Raw genomic sequence first — 22,525 nt, forward strand, 5'->3', positions numbered from 1 at the left:
CATCACGATCTGATTTCTCACAGCGGCACCCCCTTGCCTTCCGCCCCTGTAATCGTTTCCAATCCTCCTTGTAATCGTTTCCATGCCCCGTGGTCCCTCAGCTCCGTGCTGACGGTCGCCACGGTGGACGGAGCCACAAGGAGGTGGTCCGGACATGGCGGGCATCAAAGATGTCGCCGCGGCGGCGGGGCTTTCCGTCGCCACGGTCTCCCGGGTGCTCAACGGGCACCCGTCGGTGAGCGAGGACGCCCGTGCGCGGGTGACGGCCGCCGTGGAGGGGCTCGGGTACCGGCCCAACGCCGTCGCCCGGTCGCTGCGCACCGACCAGACGCGCACCCTCGGCCTGGTCATCAGCGACGTGCTCAACCCGTACTTCACGGAGCTGGCCCGGTCGGTGGAGGAGGAGGCGCGGGCGCTCGGCTACAGCGTCGTCATCGGCAACGCCAACGAGCGGCCCGAACTCCAGGACCACCATGTGCGGACCCTGCTCGACCGGCGGATCGACGGACTCCTCGTCTCACCCGCCGACGGCAGCTCCCCGCTGATGCGGCAGACCGCCGAGGGCCCCACGCCGATGGTCTTCGTCGACCGCTGGATGCCCGGCCTCGACGTCCCCGTGGTCCGGGCCGACGGCACCGGTGCCATCCGCGACCTCGTCGCCCACCTGCACGGCCTCGGCCACCGCAGGCTCGCCATCATCGCCGGGCCCGCCGCGACCACCACCGGCCACGAGCGCGTCGAGGCCTTCCGCGAGGCGCTGCACGCCTACGGCATCCCGCTCCCCGCCGAACTCGTCGGCCAGGGCGACTTCCAGGCGGACAGCGGGCGGCGGGTCACCGAGGGGTTCCTCGCCCTGCCCGAGCCGCCCGACGTGGTCTTCGCCGCCGACAACCTGATGGCGCTCGGCGCGCTCGACGCGATCCGCGCCCGGGGCCTCGCCGTCCCGGACGACATCGGGCTGGCGGCCTTCGACGACATCCCCTGGTTCGTGCACACCGGGCCGCCGATCACCGCGATCGCCCAGCCCACCGCCGAACTCGGCCGGGCCGCCGTGCACGCCCTGACCGACCTGATCGAGGGCAGACCCCCGCAGTCGGTCACCCTCCCCTCCCGCCTCGTCGTCCGCCGTTCCTGCGGCGAGCCCGACACGGCGGCACCCGACCCCCGCGACCCCAGGAGCCAGCTGTGAGCAACCCGGACGAGTTGCTGCGCATCGAGAACATCCGCAAGACCTTCCCCGGCGTCGTCGCCCTCGACTCGGTCGACTTCGACCTGCGGCGCGGCGAGGTGCACGTGCTGCTCGGCGAGAACGGGGCCGGCAAGAGCACGCTGATCAAGATGCTCTCCGGCGCCTACCGCCCCGACAGCGGCACCATCTACGCCGAGGGCCGCGAGGTGCGCATCCAGAGCGCCCAGGACGCCGAGCGCCTGGGCATCGCCACCATCTACCAGGAGTTCAACCTGGTACCGGACCTCACGGTCGCCGAGAACATCTTCCTCGGCCGCCAGCCGCGCCGGTTCGGTCTCATCGACCGTAAGAAGATGGAGGCGGACGCCGAGGAGCTGCTGGCCCGCGTCGGCGTCCAGGTCTCCCCGCGCGCCCGCGTCCGCGACCTCGGTATCGCCCGCCTCCAGATGGTGGAGATCGCCAAGGCGCTCAGCCTCGACGCACGTGTCCTGATCATGGACGAGCCGACCGCCGTGCTCACCTCCGAGGAGGTGGAGAAGCTCTTCGCCATCGTGCGGCAGCTGCGCGCCGACGGCGTCGGGATCGTCTTCATCACCCACCACCTGGAGGAGATCGCCGCCCTCGGCGACCGCGTCACCGTGCTGCGCGACGGCCGCTCCGTCGAGCAGGTCCCCGCCTCCACCCCGGAGGACGAGCTGGTCCGCCTGATGGTCGGCCGCAGCATCGACCAGCAGTACCCGCGCGAGCACCCGGAACAGGGCGAGCCGCTGCTGACCGTGCGCGGCCTCACCCGGGACGGCGTCTTCCAGGACGTCGGCTTCGAGGTCCGCGCGGGCGAGATCGTCGGGCTCGCCGGACTGGTCGGCGCCGGGCGCACCGAGGTGGCCCGCGCCGTCTTCGGCGCCGACCCCTACGACCGGGGCAGCGTCGAGGTGCTCGGGCGCGAGCTGCCCCGCCACGACGTCAACGCCGCGATGACGGCCGGGCTCGGCCTGGTCCCCGAGGACCGCAAGGGCCAGGGCCTGGTGCTCGACGCCTCCGTGCAGGAGAACCTCGGCCTGGTCACCCTCAAGGCCGCCTCGCGCGGCGGCCTGGTCGACCTCAAGGGCCAGCGCACCGCCGCCGCCCGCATCGCCGAACAGCTCGGCGTGCGGATGGCCGGCCTCGGCCAGCATGTGCGCACCCTCTCCGGCGGCAACCAGCAGAAGGTCGTCATCGGCAAGTGGCTGCTGGCCGACACCAAGGTGCTCATTCTCGACGAGCCCACCCGCGGCATCGACGTCGGCGCCAAGGTCGAGATCTACCAGCTGATGAACGAGCTGACCGCCTCCGGCCACGCCGTGCTGATGATCTCCAGCGACCTGCCCGAGGTCCTCGGCATGAGCGACCGCGTCCTCGTCATGGCCCAGGGCCGCGTCGCCGGTGAACTCGCCGGTGACGCCGCCACCCAGGACGCCGTGATGGCCCTCGCCGTCACCACACCCCCCTCGAACGACCCCGCAGTGAAGGAAGTGGAGGCCCCCCGTGGCCACTGACACCGTCAAGAACAACACGGGCAGCGGCGGCGGCTCCGCCTCGGCACTGCGCCGCGTCCTGCTCGACAACGGCGCCCTCAGCGCGCTCGTGGTCCTGGTCATCGCGATGTCGGTGCTCTCCGGCGACTTCCTGACCACCGACAACCTGCTCAACGTCGGCGTCCAGGCCGCGGTCACCGCGATCCTCGCCTTCGGCGTCACCTTCGTCATCGTCTCGGCCGGCATCGACCTCTCGGTCGGCTCGGTCGCGGCCCTCTCCGCCACCGTGCTGGCCTGGCTCGCCACCAGCGAGGGCGTCCCCGTGGTGATCGCGGTGCTGCTCGCCGCCGCCACCGGCCTCGCCTGCGGCCTGGTCAACGGCGCGCTCATCTCGTACGGCAAACTCCCGCCGTTCATCGCGACGCTGGCCATGCTCTCCATCGGGCGCGGTCTCTCGCTGGTCATCTCGCAGGGCAGCCCGATCGCCTTCCCCGACTCGGTCTCCAAGCTCGGTGACACCCTCGGCGGCTGGCTGCCGGTGCCCGTGCTGGTCATGATCGTGATGGGTCTGATCACCGCCCTCCTGCTGCGCCGCACCTACATCGGCCGCTCGATGTACGCGATCGGCGGCAACGAGGAGGCGGCCCGCCTCTCCGGCATCCGCGTCAAGCGCCAGAAGCTCGTCATCTACGCCCTCTCCGGCCTCTTCGCGGCCGTCGCCGGTGTCGTCCTCGCCTCCCGCCTCTCCTCCGCGCAGCCGCAGGCCGCCCAGGGGTACGAGCTGGACGCCATCGCCGCCGTCGTCATCGGCGGCGCCAGCCTCGCCGGCGGTGTCGGCAAGGCGTCCGGCACCCTCATCGGCGCGCTGATCCTCGCCGTGCTCCGCAACGGCCTCAATCTCCTGTCGGTCTCCGCCTTCTGGCAGCAGGTCGTCATCGGCGTCGTCATCGCGCTCGCCGTCCTCCTCGACACGCTGCGCCGCCGCACCGGCTCCACGGCCGGCGCCGCGGGGGCACCGGGAGCGCCCGGCTCCGGCGGCAGGAAGAAGAACGCGGCCAAGTTCGGTATGGCCGCCCTCGTCGTGGCCGCCGTGGTCGCCGCCGTCTCGGTGCTCAACCCGGGCTCGTCGTCGACCAGCACCAAGATCGGCATGTCGCTCTCCACCCTCAACAACCCCTTCTTCGTCCAGATGAAGGAGGGCGCCCAGGCCGAGGCGAAGGCCGCCGGGGTCGAACTGACCGTCACCGACGCCCAGAACGACGCCTCCCAGCAGGCCAACCAGCTCCAGAACTTCACCAGCTCCGGCGTGTCCTCGGTCATCGTCAACCCGGTCGACTCCGACGCCGTGGGCCCCGCCGTGCGCGGCGCCAACAAGGCGGAGATCCCGGTGATCGCCGCCGACCGCGGGGTCAACAAGGCCGACACGGCCGCGTTTGTCGCCTCCGACAACGTCGAGGGCGGCAAGCTCGCCGCCCGCTCGCTCGCCGAGGAGCTGGGCGGCAAGGGCAAGATCGTCGTCCTCCAGGGCACGGCCGGCACCTCCGCCAGCCGTGAGCGCGGCGCCGGCTTCGCCGAGGGGCTCAAGGAGTTCCCGGACATCAAGGTCGTCGCCAAGCAGCCGGCCGACTTCGACCGCTCCAAGGGCCTGGACGTCATGACCAACCTGCTCCAGGGCAACGGCGACATCGACGGCGTCTTCGCCGAGAACGACGAGATGGCGCTCGGCGCGGCGAAGGCGCTCGGCGCCAAGGCGGGCAAGGATGTCGCCGTGGTCGGCTTCGACGGGACCCCGGACGGGCTGAAGGCGGTCGAGGCGGGCACCCTGTTCGCCTCCGTCGCCCAGCAGCCCGCCGAACTCGGCAAGACCGCCGTGCAGAACGCCGTCAAGGCAGCGCGCGGGGAGAAGACCGAGGCCCAGGTGATGGTGCCGGTCAAGGTCGTCACCGCGAAGAACGTCGCCGACTTCTCCTGAGGAAGGCCGAGTTGAGGAAGCGGGAAACCATCGTGCAGGAAGAGCACGCGGGCCACGACCTGCTGGTCGTCGGTTCGGCCAACGCCGACCTGGTGATCGGCGTCGAGCGCAGGCCGGCCCCCGGCGAGACGGTGCTCGGCTCCGACCTCGCCGTCCACCCCGGCGGCAAGGGCGGCAACCAGGCCGTCGCCGCCGCCCGCCTCGGCGCCCGTACGGCGCTGCTGGCCCGGGTCGGCGACGACGCCCACGGCCGGCTGCTGCTCGACGCGCAGCGCGCGGCCGGCACCGACACCACCGGGGTGCTGGTCGGCGGGGCCCCCACCGGGGTCGCCCTGATCACCGTGGACCCCTCGGGCGACAACAGCATCGTCGTCTCCCCGGGGGCCAACGCCCGGCTCACCCCGGCCGACGTCCGGGCCGCCGCGCCCCTGGTGGCCGGTGCCCGGGTGGTCTCCACCATGCTGGAGATCCCGCTGGAGACGGTGGCGGAGCTGACGGCGGTCCTGCCCGCCGGGGGGCGGCTGGTGCTCAACCCGTCGCCGCCCGCGCCGCTGCCCGCCGGGGTGCTGGCCGCCTGCGACCCGCTGGTGGTCAACGAGCACGAGGCCCGGTTCATCCTGGGCGAGCAGGCGGGTGAGCTGCCCGAGGAGTGGGCGCGGGGGCTGCTGGCCCTCGGCCCGCGCTCGGTGGTCGTCACTCTCGGCGCCGAAGGCGCGCTGGTCGCCGACGGCGCCGGTGCGGAGTCCACGCGCGTGCCGAGCCTCAAGGTCGAGGCGGTCGACACCACCGGCGCGGGCGACGCCTTCACGGCCGCCCTCGCCTGGCGGCTCGGCCTCGGCGAAAGCCTGGTCGAGGCGGCCCGGTACGCGGTGCGGGTCGGCGCCGCCGCCGTCACCCGGCCCGGCGCCCAGGCCTCGTACCCGACCGCCGAGGAGGTGCCGGCCCCGTGAAGCGCTCCGGCATCCTCAACCGGCACCTCGCCGGGGCACTGGCCGAACTCGGCCACGGCGACGAACTCCTCGTCTGCGACGCGGGCATGCCGATACCCGCCGGCCCGCGCGTGGTCGACCTGGCCTTCACCGCCGGGATCCCCTCCTTCGCCGAGGTCCTGGACGGGCTCCTCGCGGAGCTGGTGGTGGAGGGCGCGACGGCCGCCGAGGAGGTGCGCACCGCCGCACCCGCCACGGCCGGGCTGCTCGCCGAGCGGCTTCCCCAGCTGGCCTACGTCAGCCACGAGGAGCTGAAGGCCCGTACCGCCCGGGCCCGCCTGGTGGTCCGCACCGGCGAGGCGACGCCGTACGCCAACGTCTCGCTGCGGTGCGGGGTCTTCTTCTGACCCGGCCCCGCCCGGCCCCGCGTCCCGTACCCCTTCCCCGGGGGTGCGGGACGCGCCGCGTCGCGGGCCCGTTCAGCCGGAGACCCGGTCGACCAGGTCGGCGAGGGACTTGGCGAGCGTGGTGAGGCCCGCGTGGGTGGGCCCGGCGGGCTCGGTGAGGTAGGTGTCGCGGCGCAGTTCCAGCATGAGGGCGGTGACGCGGGCGTCGGTGCCGTGGAAGCGGAGCGGTACGTACGCCCCGGCGAACGGGGTGTCGAGCCCGCTGGTGGGCGCCTCTCCGAAGGCGGCGCGGGCATGGGCGAGCAGCGAGGGCGGGGTGTGGAAGGCGTCGGTGCCCAGGCAGACCGGCGGGCGGGGCGTGGCCGGCGGCAGCTCGTAAGGGAGCACCCGCGACGGGTAGGAGTGCACGTCGAGGACGACGGCACGGCCGGTGGCGTCGAGGCGGTCCTGCACGGCCGCGGTCATCGCCTCGGCGTACGGGTGGAAGTAGCGGCCGAGCAGCGGGGCCGGGTCGAAGCCGTCGGGGCGCAGCGGGGCGCGGTGCGCCGTGCGGGTGTAGACGGCGCCCATGCCGACGGCGGTCATCTCCTCGCGGTCGTCGGGGAACCGCTCGGGGTCGACGACGAGCCGGGAGAGCCCGTTGACGAACCGCCACGGGGTGTGCGGCGCCAGCGCGGTGGCGAGGGCGGCCAGCTCGGCGGTGTGCGCGTCCGTCATCAGGTCCAGCTCGGCCGCGAGCGCCGCGTCGTCCAGCAACAGCTCGCGCCGCACCTCGGGCGGAACGGCCCGCGAGGAGTGCGGTACGTGGAGTAGTACGGGGGAGTCCTCGGCGCCGGGGAGGAGTCGGTACGGGGCGGGGGCCGGTGTCGGGGTCATGAGGTGGGTGTACCCCATGACGGGTGCCGGGCAGTCCGGGCGCGCGGGCGGCCGCCCGGGACCGACGGTGCGGCCCCGGGCGGTCCGGGCAGGTCAGCCGCGCAGCAGCAGGACGACGCCCGCGGTGATCACGGCCAGCGCGAGGGCGCCGACGCCGTGCGTGGTGCGGTGCTCGCGCAGCGGCGGCAGGGCACGGTCGGCGGCGAGGCGGCCGGGGCCGGTGAGGGCGAGGGCGGCCGAGGCGGCGACGAGGAGCAGTTCGTACTCGACCCCGTCCGGGGAGAAGAAGCCGCCGTTCCACTTGACCGCGAGGGCGTTGATCATGGTGCCGGTGACCGCGGCGGCGGCCAGCGGGGTGAGCAGGCCGAGGATCAGGGCCAGGCCGCCGAAGGTCTCGGTGAGCGCGGCGACCGTGGCCATCGCCTCCCCGGCCGGATAGCCGACGGAGGTGAAGAACTGGGCGGTCCCGTCGATCCCGCCACCGCCGAACCAGCCGAACAGCTTCTGCGTGCCGTGCGCGGCCATGATCGCGCCGACCGCGATCCGGAGCAGCAGCAGTCCGGCGTCGAGACCGGCCCCGCGCGGGCCGGCCCCGGCGGGACCATCGGTGTCGAGCGGACGGGTGGGGGAGGTGCTGGGGGCCGTCATGGAGGGGTACTCCCGCGTGGTGTGGGGGCAGGCGGACACAGCAGCCTTGCTTGAAAGCTCAAGCAAGGCTCGGCCCGAGCATAACGGATGCTTGAGAGTTCAAGTGAAGAGTTCCGGTGGGTGGGACGTGGGGGAGCGGGATGTGGGGGAGGGGCGTCCGGTCGTCGGGCTGACGGGAGTCCTGGGACGGAAAGGCCCCGCGCGGCGGTACCGCGCGGGGCTCGGGTCGGGCGCCCGGGAGGGGCCGTGGGGTCAGGAGTTCAGCTCCTCCAGGGTCTTGCCCTTGGTCTCGACGGCGAAGAAGGCGATCACCGCGCCGACTGCCGCGACCACGGCGAGCTGGGCGAAGACCAGGCGGAGGCTGCCGCCGGCCGCGATGATGCCGCCGACCACGACGGGGCCGATGATGACGCCGAGGCGGTTCCACAGGCCGCCGAAGGCGGCGCCCTTGGCGCGGTTGCGGGTGGGGTACAGCTCGGGGGAGTAGAGGTAGAGCCCGGCGTTGATGGCGAAGATGCAGAAGGTGGTGCAGGAGGCGAAGAGTGCGACCTGCGGGCCGGAGGAGGCGCCGACGATCGCGAGGACCGCGAGGGCCACCGAGGCGCCGGTGAGGGCGGCGATCAGGGAGGGCCGGCGGCCGATCCGGTCGATGAAGAGCGCCATCAGGAAGTTGCCGAGCAGGCCGGTGGCGTTGCTGATCAGGGAGAAGGTCAGCGCCGTGGTCAGGTCGAGGCCGAAGGTGTCGGTGTAGAGCGAGGGCAGCCAGGTGGCGATGCCGTGGTTGACGTAGTAGGCGACGAACCAGAGGCCGGAGAGGACGGCGGTGCGGCGCAGGTAGCGGCCCCTGAAGAGGTCCGCGAGGCGGCCCGTGCCCTTCTCGTCGGGGATCTCGGCGCGGGGTGCGGGCAGCGGCTCGCGGGTGGACTCCTCGACCTCGCGCTCGATCTGCGCGATGACCGCCTCCGCCTCCTCGGTCCGGCCCTTCGCCAGCAGCCAGCGGGGCGACTCGGGGACCTTGCGGGGGAGCAGGGCGGCGATCAGGACCGGCAGGGCGCCGATGAGGAACATGGCCCGCCAGCCGTAGTGCGGGATGACCCAGACCGCGACCAGGGTGGCGGCCGAGAGTCCGGCCGGGAAGATCATCTCGTAGAGGAGGACGAAGCGGCCGCGGTTGTCGGAGCGGGCGATCTCGTTGATGTAGGTGGCGGCGACGGGGACCACGCCGCCGATGCCGAGCCCTTGCAGGAAGCGGAAGAGCGCGAACATCTCGATGTTGCCGGAGGCGGCCACGGCGAGGGAGGCGAGGCCGGTCAGGGCGACACCGAGGGCGACGGTGCGGACCCGGCCGATCCGGTCGCCGAGCCAGCCGGCGCCCAGCGCGCCGAAGAGCATGCCGATCGAGCCGGTGGTGACGGCCATGGTCGCCTGGCCGGTGGAGAGGTTCCACTCGTCCATGAGGACCGGCAGGGCGGAGGCGGCGAGCAGTTGGTCGAACGCCTCGAAGAAGGTGACGGCGCCGATGAGGACGCGGACCTTGACGTGCCAGCGGGAATGGGGCAGCCGTTCCAGCCGGGCGGCGATTGAGCCCACAACGGGGTTGTTGGCCACGGTCGACATGGGGTTCCTTCCGCGAGCAGAAGAGGAGGTGCGGAATTGCGGGGGATGCGGCGACCCTAGGAGGAGTTATCTAAGTACTCAATATGTAAGTGCTTAGAATTTACGGCGGGGAAACTCACGGACGGGAAGGGGCACTTGGCGTGTCCGGGGCACGCCGACGGCCCCGACCACGGGGGATCGGGGTGCCGGGGCGCGGGGTCACTCCGCGGGCGCGGCCGCGGACTCCCTGAGGGCGTGGAAGACCCGCTCCGGGGTGAGCGGCAGGGTGCGGACGCGGGCGCCGACAGCGTCGTGGACCGCGTTGGCCACGGCGGCGGCGACCGGGACCATCGGCCCCTCCCCCGCGCCCTTGGAGCCGAACGGGCCCGGCCCGTGGCCCTGTTCCTGGGTGATCGAGACGAACTGCCCGGGCAGGTCCTCGGCCATCGGGACGCGGTACTCCAGCGCCTCGCCGTTGACCAGCACGCCGTTGTCGTACCGCATCTCCTCGAAGAGGGCCTGGGCGTACCCCATCAGGGCCGAGCCCTCGTCCTGGCCGCGGCAGACCAGCTTGTTGACGGCGCGGCCCACGTCGCCGCTGGCGACCAGCTTCAGGACGGTGACCTTGCCGGTGTCCGGGTCCACCTCGACCTCGGCGCCCGCCCAGCCGATCTCCCAGAAGACACAGGGGGATTCGAGCGGCGCCTCGGCGGAGTTGGGCGCCTTGAAGAAGCCCTCGCCGGTGAACTCGTACCCGGTGCCGCCGAAGACGGGCGCGACCAGGGAGGGGAGCGGAACCGTCTCGCAGCCGTCCTTGCGGACGCCCCAGTCGACCAGTTCCAAGGCCTCGGGCGCGCAGCCGAGCCGGGAGGCGGCGAAGGCGAGGACGCGGTCGCGGGCGTCCTCGGCGGCCAGCTGCACGGCGCGGCCGGTGACGACCATGCCGGAGGAGGCGTTGGTGCCCTGGTCCCACGGGGTGGTGTCGGTGTCGATCGCCGCGTACGTGACGCGCTCGGCGGGCACCCCTAGGACCTCGGCGGCGACCTGGCAGAGCGCGGTGGAGATGCCCTGGCCCATCTCGACCGACCCGGCGTTGACGTACACCTCGCCGGTGGCGGTCACCTTGACCCGGGCCTGGGCGGGCTTGTTGACCCCGCCGCCGTCCTTGAAGCCGATGGCCAGGCCCATGCCGCGGTGCGGGTGCGCGGGCCGCTCGTGGTAGCCCAGCTCGTCCGCGACGGCGTCCAGTCCCTGGACCAGGTCGCTGTCGATGCCGCCGTCCCCGGGTATGAACGGCTCGCCCAGCCCCTTGAGGTTCTTCACCCGCAGCGCGTACGGGTCCATCCCGAGCCGGCGCGCGATCATGTCGACCTGGCTCTCGCTCGCCCAGGTCGCCTGGGTGGCGCCGAAGCCGCGGTACGGCCCGGCCGGGGTGGTCGTCGTCATCACCGCCGAGCAGGTGGAGTTGACGTGCTCCCAGCGGTAGGGGCCGGGTATCCGGTAGCAGGCCTTCTCGGCGACCAGCGGGGAGCCGTCGGTGTAGGCCCCGGCGTCGAGCAGGATCTCGGAGTCGCGGGCGACGAAGGTGCCGTCGGCCATGACGCCGGTCCGCACCCGCAGCAGCGCGGCGTGCTGGCTGAGGGTCAGGAAGGCCTCCTCGGTGGTGAGGCAGTAGCGGACCGGGCGGCCCGCCATCCGGGAGAGCAGCGCGGCGACCGGCTCGGTCTTGCAGTTGTTCTTGGCGCCGAAGCCGCCGCCGACGAACGGCACGTGGACACGGACGCGGCTCTCGTCCGTGGCGAGGACGCGGGCCAGTTCCTTGCGGAGCGGGAAGGGGTTCTGGGTGGAGCTCCACAGCTCGACACGGTCGCCCCGGACGTCGGCGACGGTGACGAAGGGCTCCAGGTGGAAGTGGTTCATCCGGGAGAAGGCGAAGGTGTCCTCGAAGACGTGGTCGCACCCCTCCCAGACCTCCTCCGAGCCGGTGGCGTACCGGAACTCGTAGCAGACGTTCGGGCGCGGCCACAGGTGGCCACTGGCCCCGGTGCCGTACGGCGGGACGATGCCCGGGGGCTTGTCGCCGGGGAAGAGTTCGGGGGCGTCTTCGGCGAGGGCGGCCGGGACGTCCGGGAGCGGGGGGAGCTCCTCGTAGACCACGTCGATGACGGCGAGGGCCGCCAGAGCCGCGGCCTCGTCGTCGGCGGCGACCGCGGCGACCACGTCGCCCGCGTACCGCACACGGTCGCGGGCGACCACCGGCTGGTCCTTGATGAAGAAGCCGTAGCCCGGGGTCTCGCCGAGTTCGTCGCGGGTCAGCACGGCGCGGACGCCGGGCGTCGCGCGGGCCCGCGAGGCGTCGAGCGAGACGATCCGGGCGTGGGCGTGCGGGCTGCGCAGCACCTTGGCGTGGAGCATGCCCGGGAGGGTGATGTCGGCGGTGTACCGGGCGGCGCCGGTGGTCTTCAGGACCGCGTCGTGCCGGCGTTTCGTGCGGCCGACGGAGGTCAGGGGGCGGTCGCTCACGCGGATTCCTCCTTGAGCAGCGCGGCGGCGCGGTGCACCGAATCGATGATCATCTGGTAGCCGGTGCACCGGCAGATGTTGGAGGAGATCCACTCGCGGACCTGGGCGTCGTCCGGCTCCGGGTGCTCGCGCAGCAGTGCGGTGGTCAGCATGATCATGCCCGGGGTGCAGTAGCCGCACTGGAACCCGCCGCACTCGGCGAAGGCCCGCTGCACCGGCCCCGGCACCCCGCCCGGGGACTGCCCGGCCACCGTCTCCACCGAGCTGCCGTCGGCGCTGAAGGCGAACATGCTGCACGAGGCGGTCGGGACGCCGTCGACCAGCGTGGTGCAGGCGTCGCAGACGCCGCGCTCGCAGGAGGCCTTGACGCCGGTCAGCCCGTGCCGTTCGCGCAGCAGGTCGAGCAGGACGGTGCGCGGCTCGATCTCCTCGGTGTGCGGCCTGCCGTCGATCTCCAGGCCGATGGTCAGCTGCTCGCTCATCGTTTCTCCTTCTCACGGCCGGTCTCGGCGGCGTGCCGCCCGAGCAGGCGGCCCAGCAGCACCCCCGCCAGATGTCTGCGGTACGGGGCGCCGCCCGCCACGTCGCCGATCTCCTCGGGCAGCCGCGCGGCCGCCTCGGCGGGGTCGGCGCCGAGCCCGGTGGTCACGGCGTACGGGCGGCCGTACTCGGAGCCGACCGCCAGGCGCACCCGCTCCCCGCGCACCGCGACGGCGGCCGTCATCAGCGGGCGCATCGAGCGGTCGTACCCGAACCAGGTCCCGGCGGCGTCCGGCACGGTCACCGAGGTGAGCAGGGCACCGGGCGGCTCCGCCCGCTCCCACAGGGCGGGGGCGGTCAGGGTGCGGGGGCCTTCGGGGGTGAGGAGGTCGAGGCGGGCGACGAGGGCGTCGGCCATGACGGACATCTCGTAGCGGGTGCGGCGGGCCATCAGGTTGCCGCCGAGGGTGGCGCGCCGGCGGATGCGCTCGTTGGCTATCCGGCCCCAGCCCTCGGCGAGGCCGGGAAGGGTGGTGCGGACCGTGCGGTCGCGGGCGCCGTCGTGGTGGGCGACCCCGGCGCCGATCCGCAGGGCGTCGCCCTCGCGGGTGACGGCGCGCAGCTCCGGCAGGTCTTCCAGCGAGACGAGGGTGTCGCAGCGCAGCCCCTCGCGGAACTGGGCGAAGAGGTCGCTGCACCCCTGGGCGTAGACGGCGCCGGGGCGGGAGCCGGCCGTCACCGCCTCGGCGAGGGTGGCGGGGCGGCTCAGGGAGAAGGGCGGGATGGTGCGTTGACTGGGGGCTACCAGTCCGTGGGAAAGCAGGAGCATGCGCAGGAGCCTCCTGGCCTGGGGGCGGAGCCCGGAGTGGGGCCCGGACACAGAGAGTTATCTCATGTGTGAACAAACGATTGCTGAGATTTCTAGCACCCGTGGTCCGAGCGCCACAAGGGATCGCGGGCGGTGATCCGGCGGATCTCCCGAATCCGGCTACTTGCCCGTTTCCGGGTGATCCGAGGGGGGCTCGCGGGCCGGTCGGTCCGCCCTCGCGTGCGGGGGTGGGCGCGCGAAAGGGTGTGCCCGGAAAGGAAGTTGAGCCTCGGCGGTGGTTGCGCGGAGTGACGGCGGCCGAACCCTTGCGTCTGAATGATTAAGCCCTTAGATTTTTTCCACCAAGCCAATCCCGGCGCCGAAAGGGGCGTGCCATGCCGTCGCAACCGCTGCCGTCCGGCGAAGAACCGCCGGCCGACGAAGTGCTCATCGGCGGTGTGTGGACCCGCGGTTCGGGCCACGCCAACGAGGTCACCGACCCCGCCACCGGCCGCGTCCTCACCACGCTGCACACCGCGAGCCCGAAGGACGTCGACACCGCCGCCCGCGCCGGGGCCCGCGCCGCCGCCGACCCCGCCTGGCGCGACCTCGCCCCGCACCGGCGCGCCCGTCACCTGCACCGCGTCGCCGACCTCATCGACCGCGACGCCGACCGGCTCTCCGCCGTGCAGACCGCCGACACCGGCAAGACCCGCGCCGAGACCGCGGCCCTCGCCGCCAGCGCCGCCGGGACCTTCCGCTACGCCGCGGCGCTGCTGGAGACGGCCGAGGACGCCATCACCCCCTCCCGGGGGCCCTGGACGACCTTCGCCACCCACGAACCCCTCGGCGTGGTCGGCGCCATCGCCCCCTGGAACTCGCCGATCGCCTCCGACGCCCAGAAGCTCGCCCCGGCCCTCGCCGCCGGGAACGCCGTCCTCCTCAAGCCCGCCGACTGGACCCCGCTCACCTCGCTCGCTCTCGGCCGGCTGCTCACCGAGGCCGGGCTGCCGCCGGGGCTGGTCTCGATCCTGCCGGGCCCCGGCCGCACCGTCGGCGACGCCATCGTCCGCCACCCGCTGGTCGCCAAGGTCAGCTTCACCGGCGGCACCGACACCGGCCGCGCCCTCGCCCGGACCGCCGCCGACAAGCTGATGCCCGTCTCCCTCGAACTCGGCGGCAAGTCCCCGACGATCGTGCTCCCCGACGCCGACCGCGAACAGGCCCTCGCCGGAGTGCTGTTCGGCGTCTTCTCCTCCAGCGGGCAGAGCTGCGTGGCCGGTTCGCGGCTCTTCGTCGCCCGTGAGATCTTCGACGACTTCGTCGGCGAACTCGCCGCCCGCGCCGACAAGCTGCGCATCGGCCCCGGCACCGACCCGCGCACCCAGGTCGCCCCCCTCGTCCACCACCGCCACCGCGACGCCGTCGCCGCCCACGTCGAGGCGGCCCGCGCCGAAGGCGGCCGCGTCCTGTGCGGCGGTGGCCCGCCCGAAGGGCCCGCGTACGCCGACGGTGCCTACTACCGCCCCACCGTGATCACCGGCCTGCCCAACTCGGCCCGCTCCTGCCAGGAGGAGATCTTCGGGCCCGTCCTGGTCGCCCTCCCCTTCGACGACGAGGACGACCTTCTCGCCCAGGCCAACGCCACCGACTACGGCCTCGCCTGCGGCATCTGGACCCAGGACCTGGCCCGGGCCGGCCGCATCGCCCGGCGGATCGAGGCGGGCACCGTCTGGATCAACACGTACAAGCAGTTCAGCTCCGCCACGCCCTTCAGCGGCTGGAAGGACAGCGGCCTCGGCAGCGAGAAGGGCCGCGACTGGCTCCGCGGCTACCAGCGGCAGAAGTCGCTCTACGTCGCCGACTCCACCACCCCGCTGCCCTGGGCGGGCTGACCGCCCCACCCGACGATCAGGAGAGCACCATGGCTCCCTCGGAGCACCCCCCGATAGCCCGGCTGCGCAAACTGCGCGCCGTGGAACTGCGCGTCCCCACCCTCACCGAGTCCGCCGACTTCTACGCCGAGGTCTGGGGCCTGGAGGTGGTCGACCGCGACCAGGACACCGCCTGGCTGCGCGGGACCGGCGACGAACACCACATCCTCGGCCTCACCCGCGCCCCCCGCAACGGCCTCGGCAAGCTCTCCTTCGCCGTCGCCACCCGCGAGGAGATCGACGAGGCCGCCCGCCGCCTCCTCGCCCGGGGCATCACCCCGGTCGCCGGGCCCGGTCCGCTCGACCAGATCGGCGGCGGCTACGGCGTGCGCTTCACCGACCCCGAGGGCCGCCTGATCGAACTCAGCGCCCTGGTCGAGGCCGTCGCCCCGCGCCCCCAGGACGACGCGGTGCCCGTCGGCGTCACCCACACCGTCCTCAACACCGTGGACATCGACGCCACCGTCGCCTTCTACACCTCCGTCCTCGGTCTGCGCGTCTCCGACTGGTCCGAGCACCAGATGGCCTTCCTGCGCTGCAACAGCGACCACCACTGCGTCGCCTTCAACCAGGCCGCCTGGAGCAGCCTCAACCACGTCGCCTACGAGATGCGCTCCATCGACCACTTCATGCGCGGCCTCGGCCGGCTCCGCCACCACGGCGTCGGCCCGCACTGGGGCCCCGGCCGCCACGGGCCCGGCAACAACACCTTCTCCTACTTCGCCGACCCCGCCGGGCTGGTCTGCGAGTACACCTCCGAGGTCGCCCAGGTCGTCGAGGACCGGTGGATCGCCAAGGTCTGGAAGCGCGTCCCGGACCTCTCCGACCTGTGGGGCACCGCCGGGCCGCCCACCGAGGAGATCCGCTGCCACATGGCCGGCACCCCCGACCCCGGCCCGCTCGCCCCCGCCCCCGAGGCGGACGCCACCGAGGAGGCCGCCGCGTGACCACCACCCTTCCGCAGGCCGCGGCAGCCGCCGCCGGACACCGGCCCGTCCGGGACGTGGCCGTCGTCGGCTGGGGCGCCATCGGCCGTGTCGTCGGCACCGCCCTCGCCGAAGGCGCCCTGCCCGGGGCCCGCCTCACCCGTGTCGTCGACAATCGCCCGCTGCACGGCGCCCCCGCCCCGCAGGCCGACCTCGCCGAGGCCCTCGCCCACTGCGACCTCGTCGTGGAGGCGGCGGGACAGGGCTTCGTCCGCGACCTCGGCACCACCGTCCTCACCTCCGGCACCGACCTGCTCATCGCCTCCACCGGCGCCCTCACCGACCCGGAACTGGCCCGCGAGATCGCCGAGGCCGGACCCGGCCGCGTCTACTACACCGGCGGCGCCGTCGGCGGCCTCGACCTCCTCCAGGCCGTCCGCGGCCTCGGCGACCTCACCCGGGTCCGCCTCACCACCGCCAAACTCCCCGCCACCCTCCACCAGCCGTGGATGGACGCCGAGCTCACCGAACGGCTCCACACCGCCACCGGCCCCGTCGAGGTGATGCGCGGCACCGCCCGCGACGTCCCCGCCCGCTTCCCCCGCTCCACCAACGTCGCCGCCACCGTCGCCCTCGCCGTCGGCGACCCCGACCGCGTCGAGGTACGCGTCGTCGCCGACCCCGGCGCCACCCTCACCCGGCACGTCGTCGAGGCCGAAGGCCCGCACGGCCACTACCGGTTCGAGGTCAACCACGCCCCCGACGCCGCCAACCCCGCCACCAGCCAGGTCGTCCCGCACGCCGTGCTGCGCTCGCTGGCCGCCCTCACCGGACGCGGAGGCCAGATCCTGTGACCGCCCCCGCCACCCCCTACGTCACCGAGGCCGGCACCGAAGGCCCCCTCGTCCTCTGCCTGCACGGCATCGGCTCCTCCTCGTCCTCCTTCGCCGCCCAGCTCGCCGGGCTCTCCCCGGTTGCCCGCGTCGTCGCCTGGGACGCCCCCGGCTACGGCCGCTCCGCCGACCCCGACACCGCCCCCGGCCTGGACGGTTACGCCGACGCCGCCGCCGGACTCATCCGCGCCCGGGGCGGCAGCGCCCACGTCATCGGCGTCTCCTGGGGCGGCGTCATCGCCCTCAGGCTCGCCCTGCGCCACCCCGACCTGGTCGCCAGCCTCGTCGTCGCCGACTCCACCCGGGGCTCCGGCGCCGACCCCGAGAAGGCCGCCGCCATGCGGGGCCGCGCCGCCGAACTGGCCGAGGCCGGACCCCGCGCCTTCGCCGAGGCCCGCGCGCCGAGGCTGCTCGCGCCCGGCGCCCCGGACGAGCTGGTCGAGGCCGTCACCGCCACCATGGCCGACTCGATCCGGCTGCCCGGCTACGGCCACGCCGCCGCCTCCATGGCCGACACCGACCTCGGGCCCGAACTGGCCGCGATCACCCAGCCCGCCCTGGTGCTCTGCGGCGAGGAGGACCGGATCACCGGAGTCGCCGAGAGCCAGCTGATCGCCGGCGCCATGCCCAAGGGCGTCTTCGTGATCCTCTCCGGCGCCGGGCACCTCGCCAACCAGGAACAGCCCGCCGCCTTCAACGACTGGGTCCGCGCCCACCTGCGCATCGCCGCCCGCGTCCCCGAGTCCGCCTGAGACCCCGGCCCCCAGACCCCCGTACCGCCGACGCCCCGACGGGCCGTGCGCGGACGGCTTCCACCCCCATCCCCTTACGCAAGGAGCACCCCGTGCCCATCAGCACCGACCCCTACGTCCAGGGCGACGACCTCGCCGCCTACACCGACTCCCTCATCGCCACCAAGGACTCCCGCGACGCCGACTTCGACACCCTCTCCTTCCAGACCAAGGCGGGGCCGCAGTACCGCCGCGCCCAGATCCGCTACGTCGGCTCCGGCGCCACCGGCAACCACGAGGGGGACAGCCGCATCCTGCCCTCCGGCGGCTTCACCTTCTCCAACATGCTGCTGCCGCCCGGCGCCGAAGGCCCCGAGCACACCCACCACGACGTGGAGGAAGCCTTCTTCGTCCTGGAGGGCCAGGTCCGCGTCGGCATCCACCGGGGCGACGGCGAGGCCGAGTACCGCACCCTCGGCTACCGCGACATGATCGTGGTGCCCGCCGGGGTCGCCCGCTCGCTGAAGAACGAGGGCGACACCGACGCCCTGTTCTGCGTCATCATCGGCACGCGGAAGCCGCAGATCCCGACCTACCCCGAGCACTCGCCGATGCACGGCGTGACCCGCGACTGATGGCCGCCACCGCACCGGTGGTCGTCGTCACCGGCGCCGGCCGTGGCCTGGGACTGGCCACGGCCCGCCGGGTCGGCGCCGACGGCCACCGCGTCGTCCTCGCCGAACTCGACCCCGCCCGGGGCGAGGAGGCCGCCGACAGCCTGCGCCGCGACGGCCTCGACGCCCACTTCGTTCCCTGCGACGTGGCCGACCCCGGCTCCGTCGCCGCCATGGCGGAGGCCACCGCCGCCCTCGGCCCCGTCCACGGCCTCGTCAACAACGCCGGGCTCGCCGACGCGGTCGGCGGCAAGTACTTCCACGAGATCGACGTCGCCACCTGGGACCGCATCATGACGGTCAACGCCCGCGGCCCCTGGCTCGTCGCCCGCGCCCTCCTGCCCCACCTGCTCGCCGGCGGCGGCGGACGCATCGTCAACGTCGCCTCCGACGCCGCCCTCTACGGCTCACCACGGCTTGCCCACTACATCGCCTCCAAGGGCGCCCTCATCGCCCTGACCCGCGCCATGGCCCGCGAGACCGGGGAGCAGGGCGTCACCGTCAACGCCGTCGCCCCCGGCCTCACCGAGAGCGAGTCGGCCGAGCGCATCCCCGCCGAACGCCACGAGCTGTACCGGCTCAACCGCGCCATCCCGCGCCCCCAGCGGCCCGACGACCTCACCGGCCTCATCGCCTTCCTGATCGGCGAGGAGTCCCGCTACATCACCGGCCAGACCTTCGCCGTCAACGGCGGCTTCACCATGCACTGAACCAGGAGAACCCACCATGGACCTAGGCTTCACCGGCCGCACGGTCCTCGTCACGGGCGGCAGCTCGGGCGTCGGACGCGCCACCGTCCGCATGCTCCTCGACGAGGGCGCGCAGGTCGCCACCTGCGGCCGCCGCCCGGAACCGCTGGCCGCCCTCGGCGACCACGACCGGCTGCACACCGCCGTCTGCGACATCCGCGACCCCGAGGCGGTACGCCGCCTGGTCGACGGCGTACAGGACCGCTTCGGCGGGCTCGACGGCCTCGTCAACAACGCCGGCCAGTCCCGCATGAGGCCCTTCGCCGAGTGCACCACCACCGACTGGCGCGACGAGCTGGAGCTGAAGTTCGACGGCGTCCTCAACCCGCTGCACGCCGCCCTGCCGCTGCTGCGCGCCTCCGACGCCGCCGCCGTCGTCAACGTCAACGCCGTCCTCGCCCGCGAACCCTCCCCGCGCCTGATCACCACCAGCGCCGCCCGCGCCGGACTGCTCAACCTCTCCAAGTCCCTCTCCCGGGAACTGGCCCCCGACGGCATCCGCGTCAACTCCGTCTGCCTCGGCCTCGTCGACACCGGCCAGTGGGAGCGCCGCCACCGAGCCGAGGGCGGCCCCCTCGACTACGACCGGTGGCAGGCGGCCCTCGCCGCCGACCGGGGCATCGCCCTGGGCCGGCTCGGCCGCCCCGAGGAGGTCGCCTACGCCGTCACCGGGCTGCTCTCCCCACGGGCCTCCTACATCACCGGAACCAGCATCGACGTCTGCGGCGGCATCGGCCGCGGGATCTGAAGGAGCCCCACCATGTCCACCCCCAACGGCGGCGACCTCCTTGTCCGCGTACTGCGGGAACTCGGCGTCGACACCGTCTTCGGCATCGTCTCCGTCCACAACCTGCCCCTCGTCGAAGCCGTCGCCCGCGACCTGCGCTTCGTCCCCGTCCGCCACGAGGCCACCGCCGTCAGCGCCGCCGACGCCTACGGCCGGGCCCGGGGCACCCTCGGCTGCGCCCTGACCTCCACCGGTACCGGCGCCGGCAACGCCGCCGGCTCCCTCATCGAGGCACTCTCCGCCCAGACCGCCGTCCTGCACGTCACCGGCCAGATCGACAGCCCCTACCTCGGCCAGGGCCGCGGCTTCATCCACGAGACCAAGGACCAGCCCGGCATGCTGGCCGCCGTCTCCCACCACGCCGCCACCGTCACCGAAGCCGCCGACGCCGGCCGCGTCCTGCGCACCGCCGCCGCGGCCGCCCTCACCGCCCCGGGCGGCCCCGCCAGCGTCGAGTGGCCCATCGACCTCCAGTACGCGCCGCAGGACCTGGCCGCCGCACCGGCCCGCCCGGAGCCCGCCCCCGTCCCGCAGGCCGACGCCGACGCCCTGGACCGGGCCGCCGCGCTGATCTCCCGCGCCCGGCGCCCCCTCGTCTGGGCCGGCGGCGGCGCCCGCCTCGCCGGCGCCGAACTGGGCGCCCTCCTCGACGCCACCGGCGCCGGAGTGCTCACCTCCAACTCCGGGCGCGGCACCCTCCCCGAGGACGACCCGCGCGTCCTCGGCAACTTCGCGAACGGCCCCACCGGCCGGGCCCTGCTCGCCGAGGCCGACCTGCTGATCAGCGTCGGCACCCACTTCCGCTCCAACGAGACCGGCGACTACACCCTGCCGCTGCCCGCCACCCACGTACAGATCGACCTGGACGCCGCCGCCCTCGGCCGTGTCCACCCCGCCACCGCCGCCCTGCACGGCGAGGCCGCCGCCACCCTCGCGGCCCTCACCGCCCGGCTCGACGGGGCGGGCGCCGAGGAGGGCTGGGCCGCCCGGCTCACCGCCGTCCGGGACGGGGCCCGCGCCGCCCTGCGCGAGTCGATCGGGCCGCACGCCGCCGTCTGCGACGCCATCCGCGCCGCCCTGCCGCGCCGCGCCGTCGTCGCCCGGGACGTCACCATCGCCTCCTCCAGCTGGGGCAACCGCCTCCTGGAGCTGTACGATCCGCGCGACAACCTCTTCCCCCGGGGCGGCGGCATCGGCCAGGGCCTCGGCATGGGCATCGGCGCCGCCCTCGCCGACCCGTCCCGGCCCACCCTCGTCATGGCCGGCGACGGCGGCCTCGCCGTCCACCTCGGCGAACTCCTCACCGTCGCCCAGGAACGCCCCCGCCTCACCCTCGTCGTCTTCAACGACGGCGGCTACGGCGTGCTCCGCAACATGCAGGACGCCCACTTCGGCCGCCGCTCCGGCGTCGACCTCACCACCCCCGACTTCGCCGCCCTCGCCGCCGCCGTCCACCTGCCCTACGCCCGGATCGGCGCCGCCGACGAGGCCCACCAGGTCCTCGCCGAGGCCGTCGCCGCCGACGGGCCGGTCCTCGTCGAGGTCGACCTCGCGGCGCTCGGCCCGATGAAGTCCCCGTTCACCCCGCCGGTATCCCTGCCCGGCACCTGAGGCAGGCCCCCGTGACCCTGCCCGCCGCCCCCGCCGTACGAAGGAGGAGACCATGACGCTGCCCCAGGAGCCCCCGCTCGACCTGCTGGTGCACCGGATGACCTGGGAGGCCGAGGAGGTCCTCTCCGTCGAGCTGACCCACCCCGAGGGCAAGCCGCTGCCCGCCTGGGAACCCGGCGCCCACCTCGACCTGCACGCCGGCGGCCAGATCCGCCAGTACAGCCTCTGCGGCGACCCCGCCGACACCGGCCGCTACCGGATCGCGGTCCTCAACGAACCCTCCTCGCGCGGCGGTTCCCGTCACGTCCACACCGTGCTGCGCCCCGGCGCCACCGTCACCGTCAAGGGCCCGCGCAACCACTTCGCACTCGCCGAGGCCCCCCGCTACGTCTTCCTCGCCGGCGGCATCGGCATCACCCCGGTCCTCGCCCAGGTCCGCGAGGCCGCCGCGCGGGGCACCGCCTGGACCCTGTGGCACGGCGGACGCACCGCCCGCTCCATGGCCTTCGGCGCCGAACTGACCCGCCTCGCCGACGCCTGCCCCACCGGCACCGTCCACTTCCGCCCCCAGGACCGCGACGGCCACCTCGACATCCCGGCCGCCCTCGACGGGGTCGTCCCGGGCGACGGCACCCTCGTCTACTGCTGCGGGCCCGAACCGCTGCTCGCCGCCGTCGAGGAGGCGTGCGCCACGCGCGGGCTCGGCGGGCAGCTGCGCCTCGAACGGTTCGCCGCCGTGCCCGTCGCCGCGCCGCCCGGCGGGGAGAGCGGCTTCGAGGTGGAGTGCGCCCGCTCCGGCGTCACCGTCACCGTCGGCCCCGACGAGGCCGTCGTCGACGCGCTGGAACGCTCCGGCGTCCAGGTCGAGACCTCCTGCCGCGACGGCATCTGCGGCACCTGCGAGACCCGCGTCCTGGGCGGCGTCCCCGACCACCGCGACATGCTCCTGTCCACCGAGGAACAGGCCGCCGGACGCACCATGATGGTCTGCGTCTCGCGCTGCGCCTCGAACCGCCTCGTCCTGGACCTCTGACCCGTCCCGGCCCTCCGCGAAGGAACCCCATGACCCTCTACGTCGAGGTGCACCAGACCCGCACCCACGAGCCCACCCCCTACGAGCACAAGCTCGCCGCCGTCCTGGAGGAGGTGTACGCCACCGGCGCCCACACCCTTCCCGAACTGGTCCGGGGGCTCAACGAGCGCACCGTCTACCCGCCCGACGGCGGTGCGTGGACCGAGGAGAACTTCACCGCCGAGATCGCCCGCCTGGGAGCGTGA

Annotated in this window: 21 protein-coding genes; 15 read left to right on the forward strand and 6 right to left on the reverse strand. The window is 73.9% G+C overall.

Going from position 1 to position 22,525, the window contains the following annotated elements; all coding sequences use genetic code 11:
• The first annotated feature begins 154 nt into the window (after positions 1-154).
• The 5 genes from IF45_RS0113500 to rbsD are packed head-to-tail and all read left to right on the forward strand — an operon-like array spanning position 155 to position 6,011.
• The gene (locus IF45_RS0113500; protein WP_030307586.1) at positions 155-1,189 is read left to right on the forward strand and encodes a LacI family DNA-binding transcriptional regulator; all 1,035 of its coding nucleotides are present in this window, start codon (positions 155-157) and stop codon (positions 1,187-1,189) included.
• Entirely contained in the window at positions 1,186-2,724 is a 1,539-nt protein-coding gene (locus IF45_RS0113505; protein ID WP_003951978.1) for a sugar ABC transporter ATP-binding protein, read from the forward strand. Before IF45_RS0113500 ends, IF45_RS0113505 begins: the two co-directional genes overlap by 4 nt.
• The gene (locus tag IF45_RS0113510) at positions 2,714-4,675 is read left to right on the forward strand and encodes an ABC transporter permease/substrate-binding protein (protein ID WP_030307587.1); all 1,962 of its coding nucleotides are present in this window, start codon (positions 2,714-2,716) and stop codon (positions 4,673-4,675) included. Before IF45_RS0113505 ends, IF45_RS0113510 begins: the two co-directional genes overlap by 11 nt.
• 32 nt (positions 4,676-4,707) lie before the next feature.
• On the forward strand, positions 4,708-5,625 hold the full coding sequence (locus IF45_RS0113515) for a ribokinase (protein WP_003951980.1): 918 nt from the start codon (positions 4,708-4,710) through the stop codon (positions 5,623-5,625).
• Entirely contained in the window at positions 5,622-6,011 is a 390-nt protein-coding gene (gene rbsD / locus IF45_RS0113520) for a D-ribose pyranase (RefSeq protein ID WP_030307588.1), read from the forward strand. Before IF45_RS0113515 ends, rbsD begins: the two co-directional genes overlap by 4 nt.
• A gap of 72 nt (positions 6,012-6,083) precedes the next feature.
• Here rbsD and IF45_RS0113525 read toward each other — a convergent pair whose 3' ends face one another.
• The 6 genes from IF45_RS0113525 to IF45_RS0113550 form a co-directional block, all read right to left on the reverse strand.
• Positions 6,084-6,905 (reverse strand): N-formylglutamate amidohydrolase, encoded by an 822-nt coding sequence (locus IF45_RS0113525; RefSeq protein ID WP_018893276.1) that lies wholly within the window; start codon positions 6,903-6,905, stop codon positions 6,084-6,086.
• Positions 6,906-6,980: 75 nt separating this feature from the next.
• Positions 6,981-7,535: a DoxX family protein gene (locus IF45_RS0113530; protein ID WP_018893277.1), complete on the reverse strand. Its 555-nt coding sequence runs from the start codon at positions 7,533-7,535 to the stop codon at positions 6,981-6,983.
• 252 nt (positions 7,536-7,787) lie between these two features.
• Positions 7,788-9,152 carry an MFS transporter gene (locus tag IF45_RS0113535; protein ID WP_003951984.1) on the reverse strand — a complete coding sequence of 455 codons (1,365 nt, stop codon included), beginning with the start codon at positions 9,150-9,152 and terminating at the stop codon, positions 7,788-7,790.
• 198 nt (positions 9,153-9,350) lie between these two features.
• On the reverse strand, positions 9,351-11,654 hold the full coding sequence (locus tag IF45_RS0113540) for a xanthine dehydrogenase family protein molybdopterin-binding subunit (protein ID WP_030307590.1): 2,304 nt from the start codon (positions 11,652-11,654) through the stop codon (positions 9,351-9,353).
• Positions 11,651-12,136, reverse strand: coding sequence for a (2Fe-2S)-binding protein (locus IF45_RS0113545; RefSeq protein ID WP_030307592.1), 486 nt, complete (start codon positions 12,134-12,136; stop codon positions 11,651-11,653). Before IF45_RS0113545 ends, IF45_RS0113540 begins: the two co-directional genes overlap by 4 nt.
• Positions 12,133-12,963, reverse strand: coding sequence for an FAD binding domain-containing protein (locus IF45_RS0113550; RefSeq protein WP_030307594.1), 831 nt, complete (start codon positions 12,961-12,963; stop codon positions 12,133-12,135). The genes IF45_RS0113545 and IF45_RS0113550 overlap by 4 nt, the downstream gene beginning before the upstream one ends.
• Before the next feature lie 374 nt (positions 12,964-13,337).
• On the opposite strand from IF45_RS0113550, the gene IF45_RS0113555 reads away from it, so the two are divergent.
• From IF45_RS0113555 to IF45_RS0113600, 10 genes are all read left to right on the forward strand, one after another.
• Positions 13,338-14,837 carry an aldehyde dehydrogenase gene (locus IF45_RS0113555; RefSeq protein WP_030307596.1) on the forward strand — a complete coding sequence of 500 codons (1,500 nt, stop codon included), beginning with the start codon at positions 13,338-13,340 and terminating at the stop codon, positions 14,835-14,837.
• 29 nt (positions 14,838-14,866) lie between these two features.
• Positions 14,867-15,823 (forward strand): VOC family protein, encoded by a 957-nt coding sequence (locus IF45_RS0113560; protein WP_003951988.1) that lies wholly within the window; start codon positions 14,867-14,869, stop codon positions 15,821-15,823.
• Positions 15,820-16,656: an aspartate dehydrogenase domain-containing protein gene (locus tag IF45_RS0113565; RefSeq protein WP_030307598.1), complete on the forward strand. Its 837-nt coding sequence runs from the start codon at positions 15,820-15,822 to the stop codon at positions 16,654-16,656. Before IF45_RS0113560 ends, IF45_RS0113565 begins: the two co-directional genes overlap by 4 nt.
• Entirely contained in the window at positions 16,653-17,447 is a 795-nt protein-coding gene (locus tag IF45_RS0113570) for an alpha/beta fold hydrolase (protein WP_030307599.1), read from the forward strand. Before IF45_RS0113565 ends, IF45_RS0113570 begins: the two co-directional genes overlap by 4 nt.
• A gap of 92 nt (positions 17,448-17,539) precedes the next feature.
• Positions 17,540-18,061 (forward strand): cupin domain-containing protein, encoded by a 522-nt coding sequence (locus IF45_RS0113575; RefSeq protein WP_030307601.1) that lies wholly within the window; start codon positions 17,540-17,542, stop codon positions 18,059-18,061.
• Positions 18,061-18,810: an SDR family oxidoreductase gene (locus tag IF45_RS0113580; RefSeq protein WP_003951992.1), complete on the forward strand. Its 750-nt coding sequence runs from the start codon at positions 18,061-18,063 to the stop codon at positions 18,808-18,810. Before IF45_RS0113575 ends, IF45_RS0113580 begins: the two co-directional genes overlap by 1 nt.
• Positions 18,811-18,826: 16 nt before the next feature.
• Positions 18,827-19,597, forward strand: a complete 771-nt coding sequence (locus IF45_RS0113585) for an SDR family oxidoreductase (RefSeq protein WP_030307602.1) — start codon at positions 18,827-18,829, stop codon at positions 19,595-19,597.
• 12 nt (positions 19,598-19,609) lie between these two features.
• Positions 19,610-21,247, forward strand: a complete 1,638-nt coding sequence (locus tag IF45_RS0113590; protein ID WP_030307604.1) for a thiamine pyrophosphate-binding protein — start codon at positions 19,610-19,612, stop codon at positions 21,245-21,247.
• A gap of 52 nt (positions 21,248-21,299) precedes the next feature.
• The gene (locus IF45_RS0113595; protein WP_030307605.1) at positions 21,300-22,280 is read left to right on the forward strand and encodes a PDR/VanB family oxidoreductase; all 981 of its coding nucleotides are present in this window, start codon (positions 21,300-21,302) and stop codon (positions 22,278-22,280) included.
• Between the two features lie 29 nt (positions 22,281-22,309).
• Positions 22,310-22,525 (forward strand): recombinase-like helix-turn-helix domain-containing protein, encoded by a 216-nt coding sequence (locus IF45_RS0113600; protein WP_003951996.1) that lies wholly within the window; start codon positions 22,310-22,312, stop codon positions 22,523-22,525.

It is taken from the genome of Streptomyces albidoflavus (genome assembly GCF_000719955.1).
GTDB lineage: Bacteria > Actinomycetota > Actinomycetes > Streptomycetales > Streptomycetaceae > Streptomyces > Streptomyces albidoflavus.

Coding starts and splice junctions, on each gene's coding strand:
- IF45_RS0113500 (WP_030307586.1), top strand. CDS start 155: ATGGCGGGCATCAAAGATGTCGCCGCGGCGGCGGGGCTTTCCGTCGCC.
- IF45_RS0113525 (WP_018893276.1), bottom strand. CDS start 6,905: ATGGGGTACACCCACCTCATGACCCCGACACCGGCCCCCGCCCCGTAC.
- IF45_RS0113530 (WP_018893277.1), bottom strand. CDS start 7,535: ATGACGGCCCCCAGCACCTCCCCCACCCGTCCGCTCGACACCGATGGT.
- IF45_RS0113535 (WP_003951984.1), bottom strand. CDS start 9,152: ATGTCGACCGTGGCCAACAACCCCGTTGTGGGCTCAATCGCCGCCCGG.
- IF45_RS0113545 (WP_030307592.1), bottom strand. CDS start 12,136: ATGAGCGAGCAGCTGACCATCGGCCTGGAGATCGACGGCAGGCCGCAC.
- IF45_RS0113550 (WP_030307594.1), bottom strand. CDS start 12,963: ATGCTCCTGCTTTCCCACGGACTGGTAGCCCCCAGTCAACGCACCATC.
- IF45_RS0113555 (WP_030307596.1), top strand. CDS start 13,338: ATGCCGTCGCAACCGCTGCCGTCCGGCGAAGAACCGCCGGCCGACGAA.
- IF45_RS0113560 (WP_003951988.1), top strand. CDS start 14,867: ATGGCTCCCTCGGAGCACCCCCCGATAGCCCGGCTGCGCAAACTGCGC.
- IF45_RS0113580 (WP_003951992.1), top strand. CDS start 18,061: ATGGCCGCCACCGCACCGGTGGTCGTCGTCACCGGCGCCGGCCGTGGC.
- IF45_RS0113585 (WP_030307602.1), top strand. CDS start 18,827: ATGGACCTAGGCTTCACCGGCCGCACGGTCCTCGTCACGGGCGGCAGC.
- IF45_RS0113590 (WP_030307604.1), top strand. CDS start 19,610: ATGTCCACCCCCAACGGCGGCGACCTCCTTGTCCGCGTACTGCGGGAA.
- IF45_RS0113595 (WP_030307605.1), top strand. CDS start 21,300: ATGACGCTGCCCCAGGAGCCCCCGCTCGACCTGCTGGTGCACCGGATG.
- IF45_RS0113600 (WP_003951996.1), top strand. CDS start 22,310: ATGACCCTCTACGTCGAGGTGCACCAGACCCGCACCCACGAGCCCACC.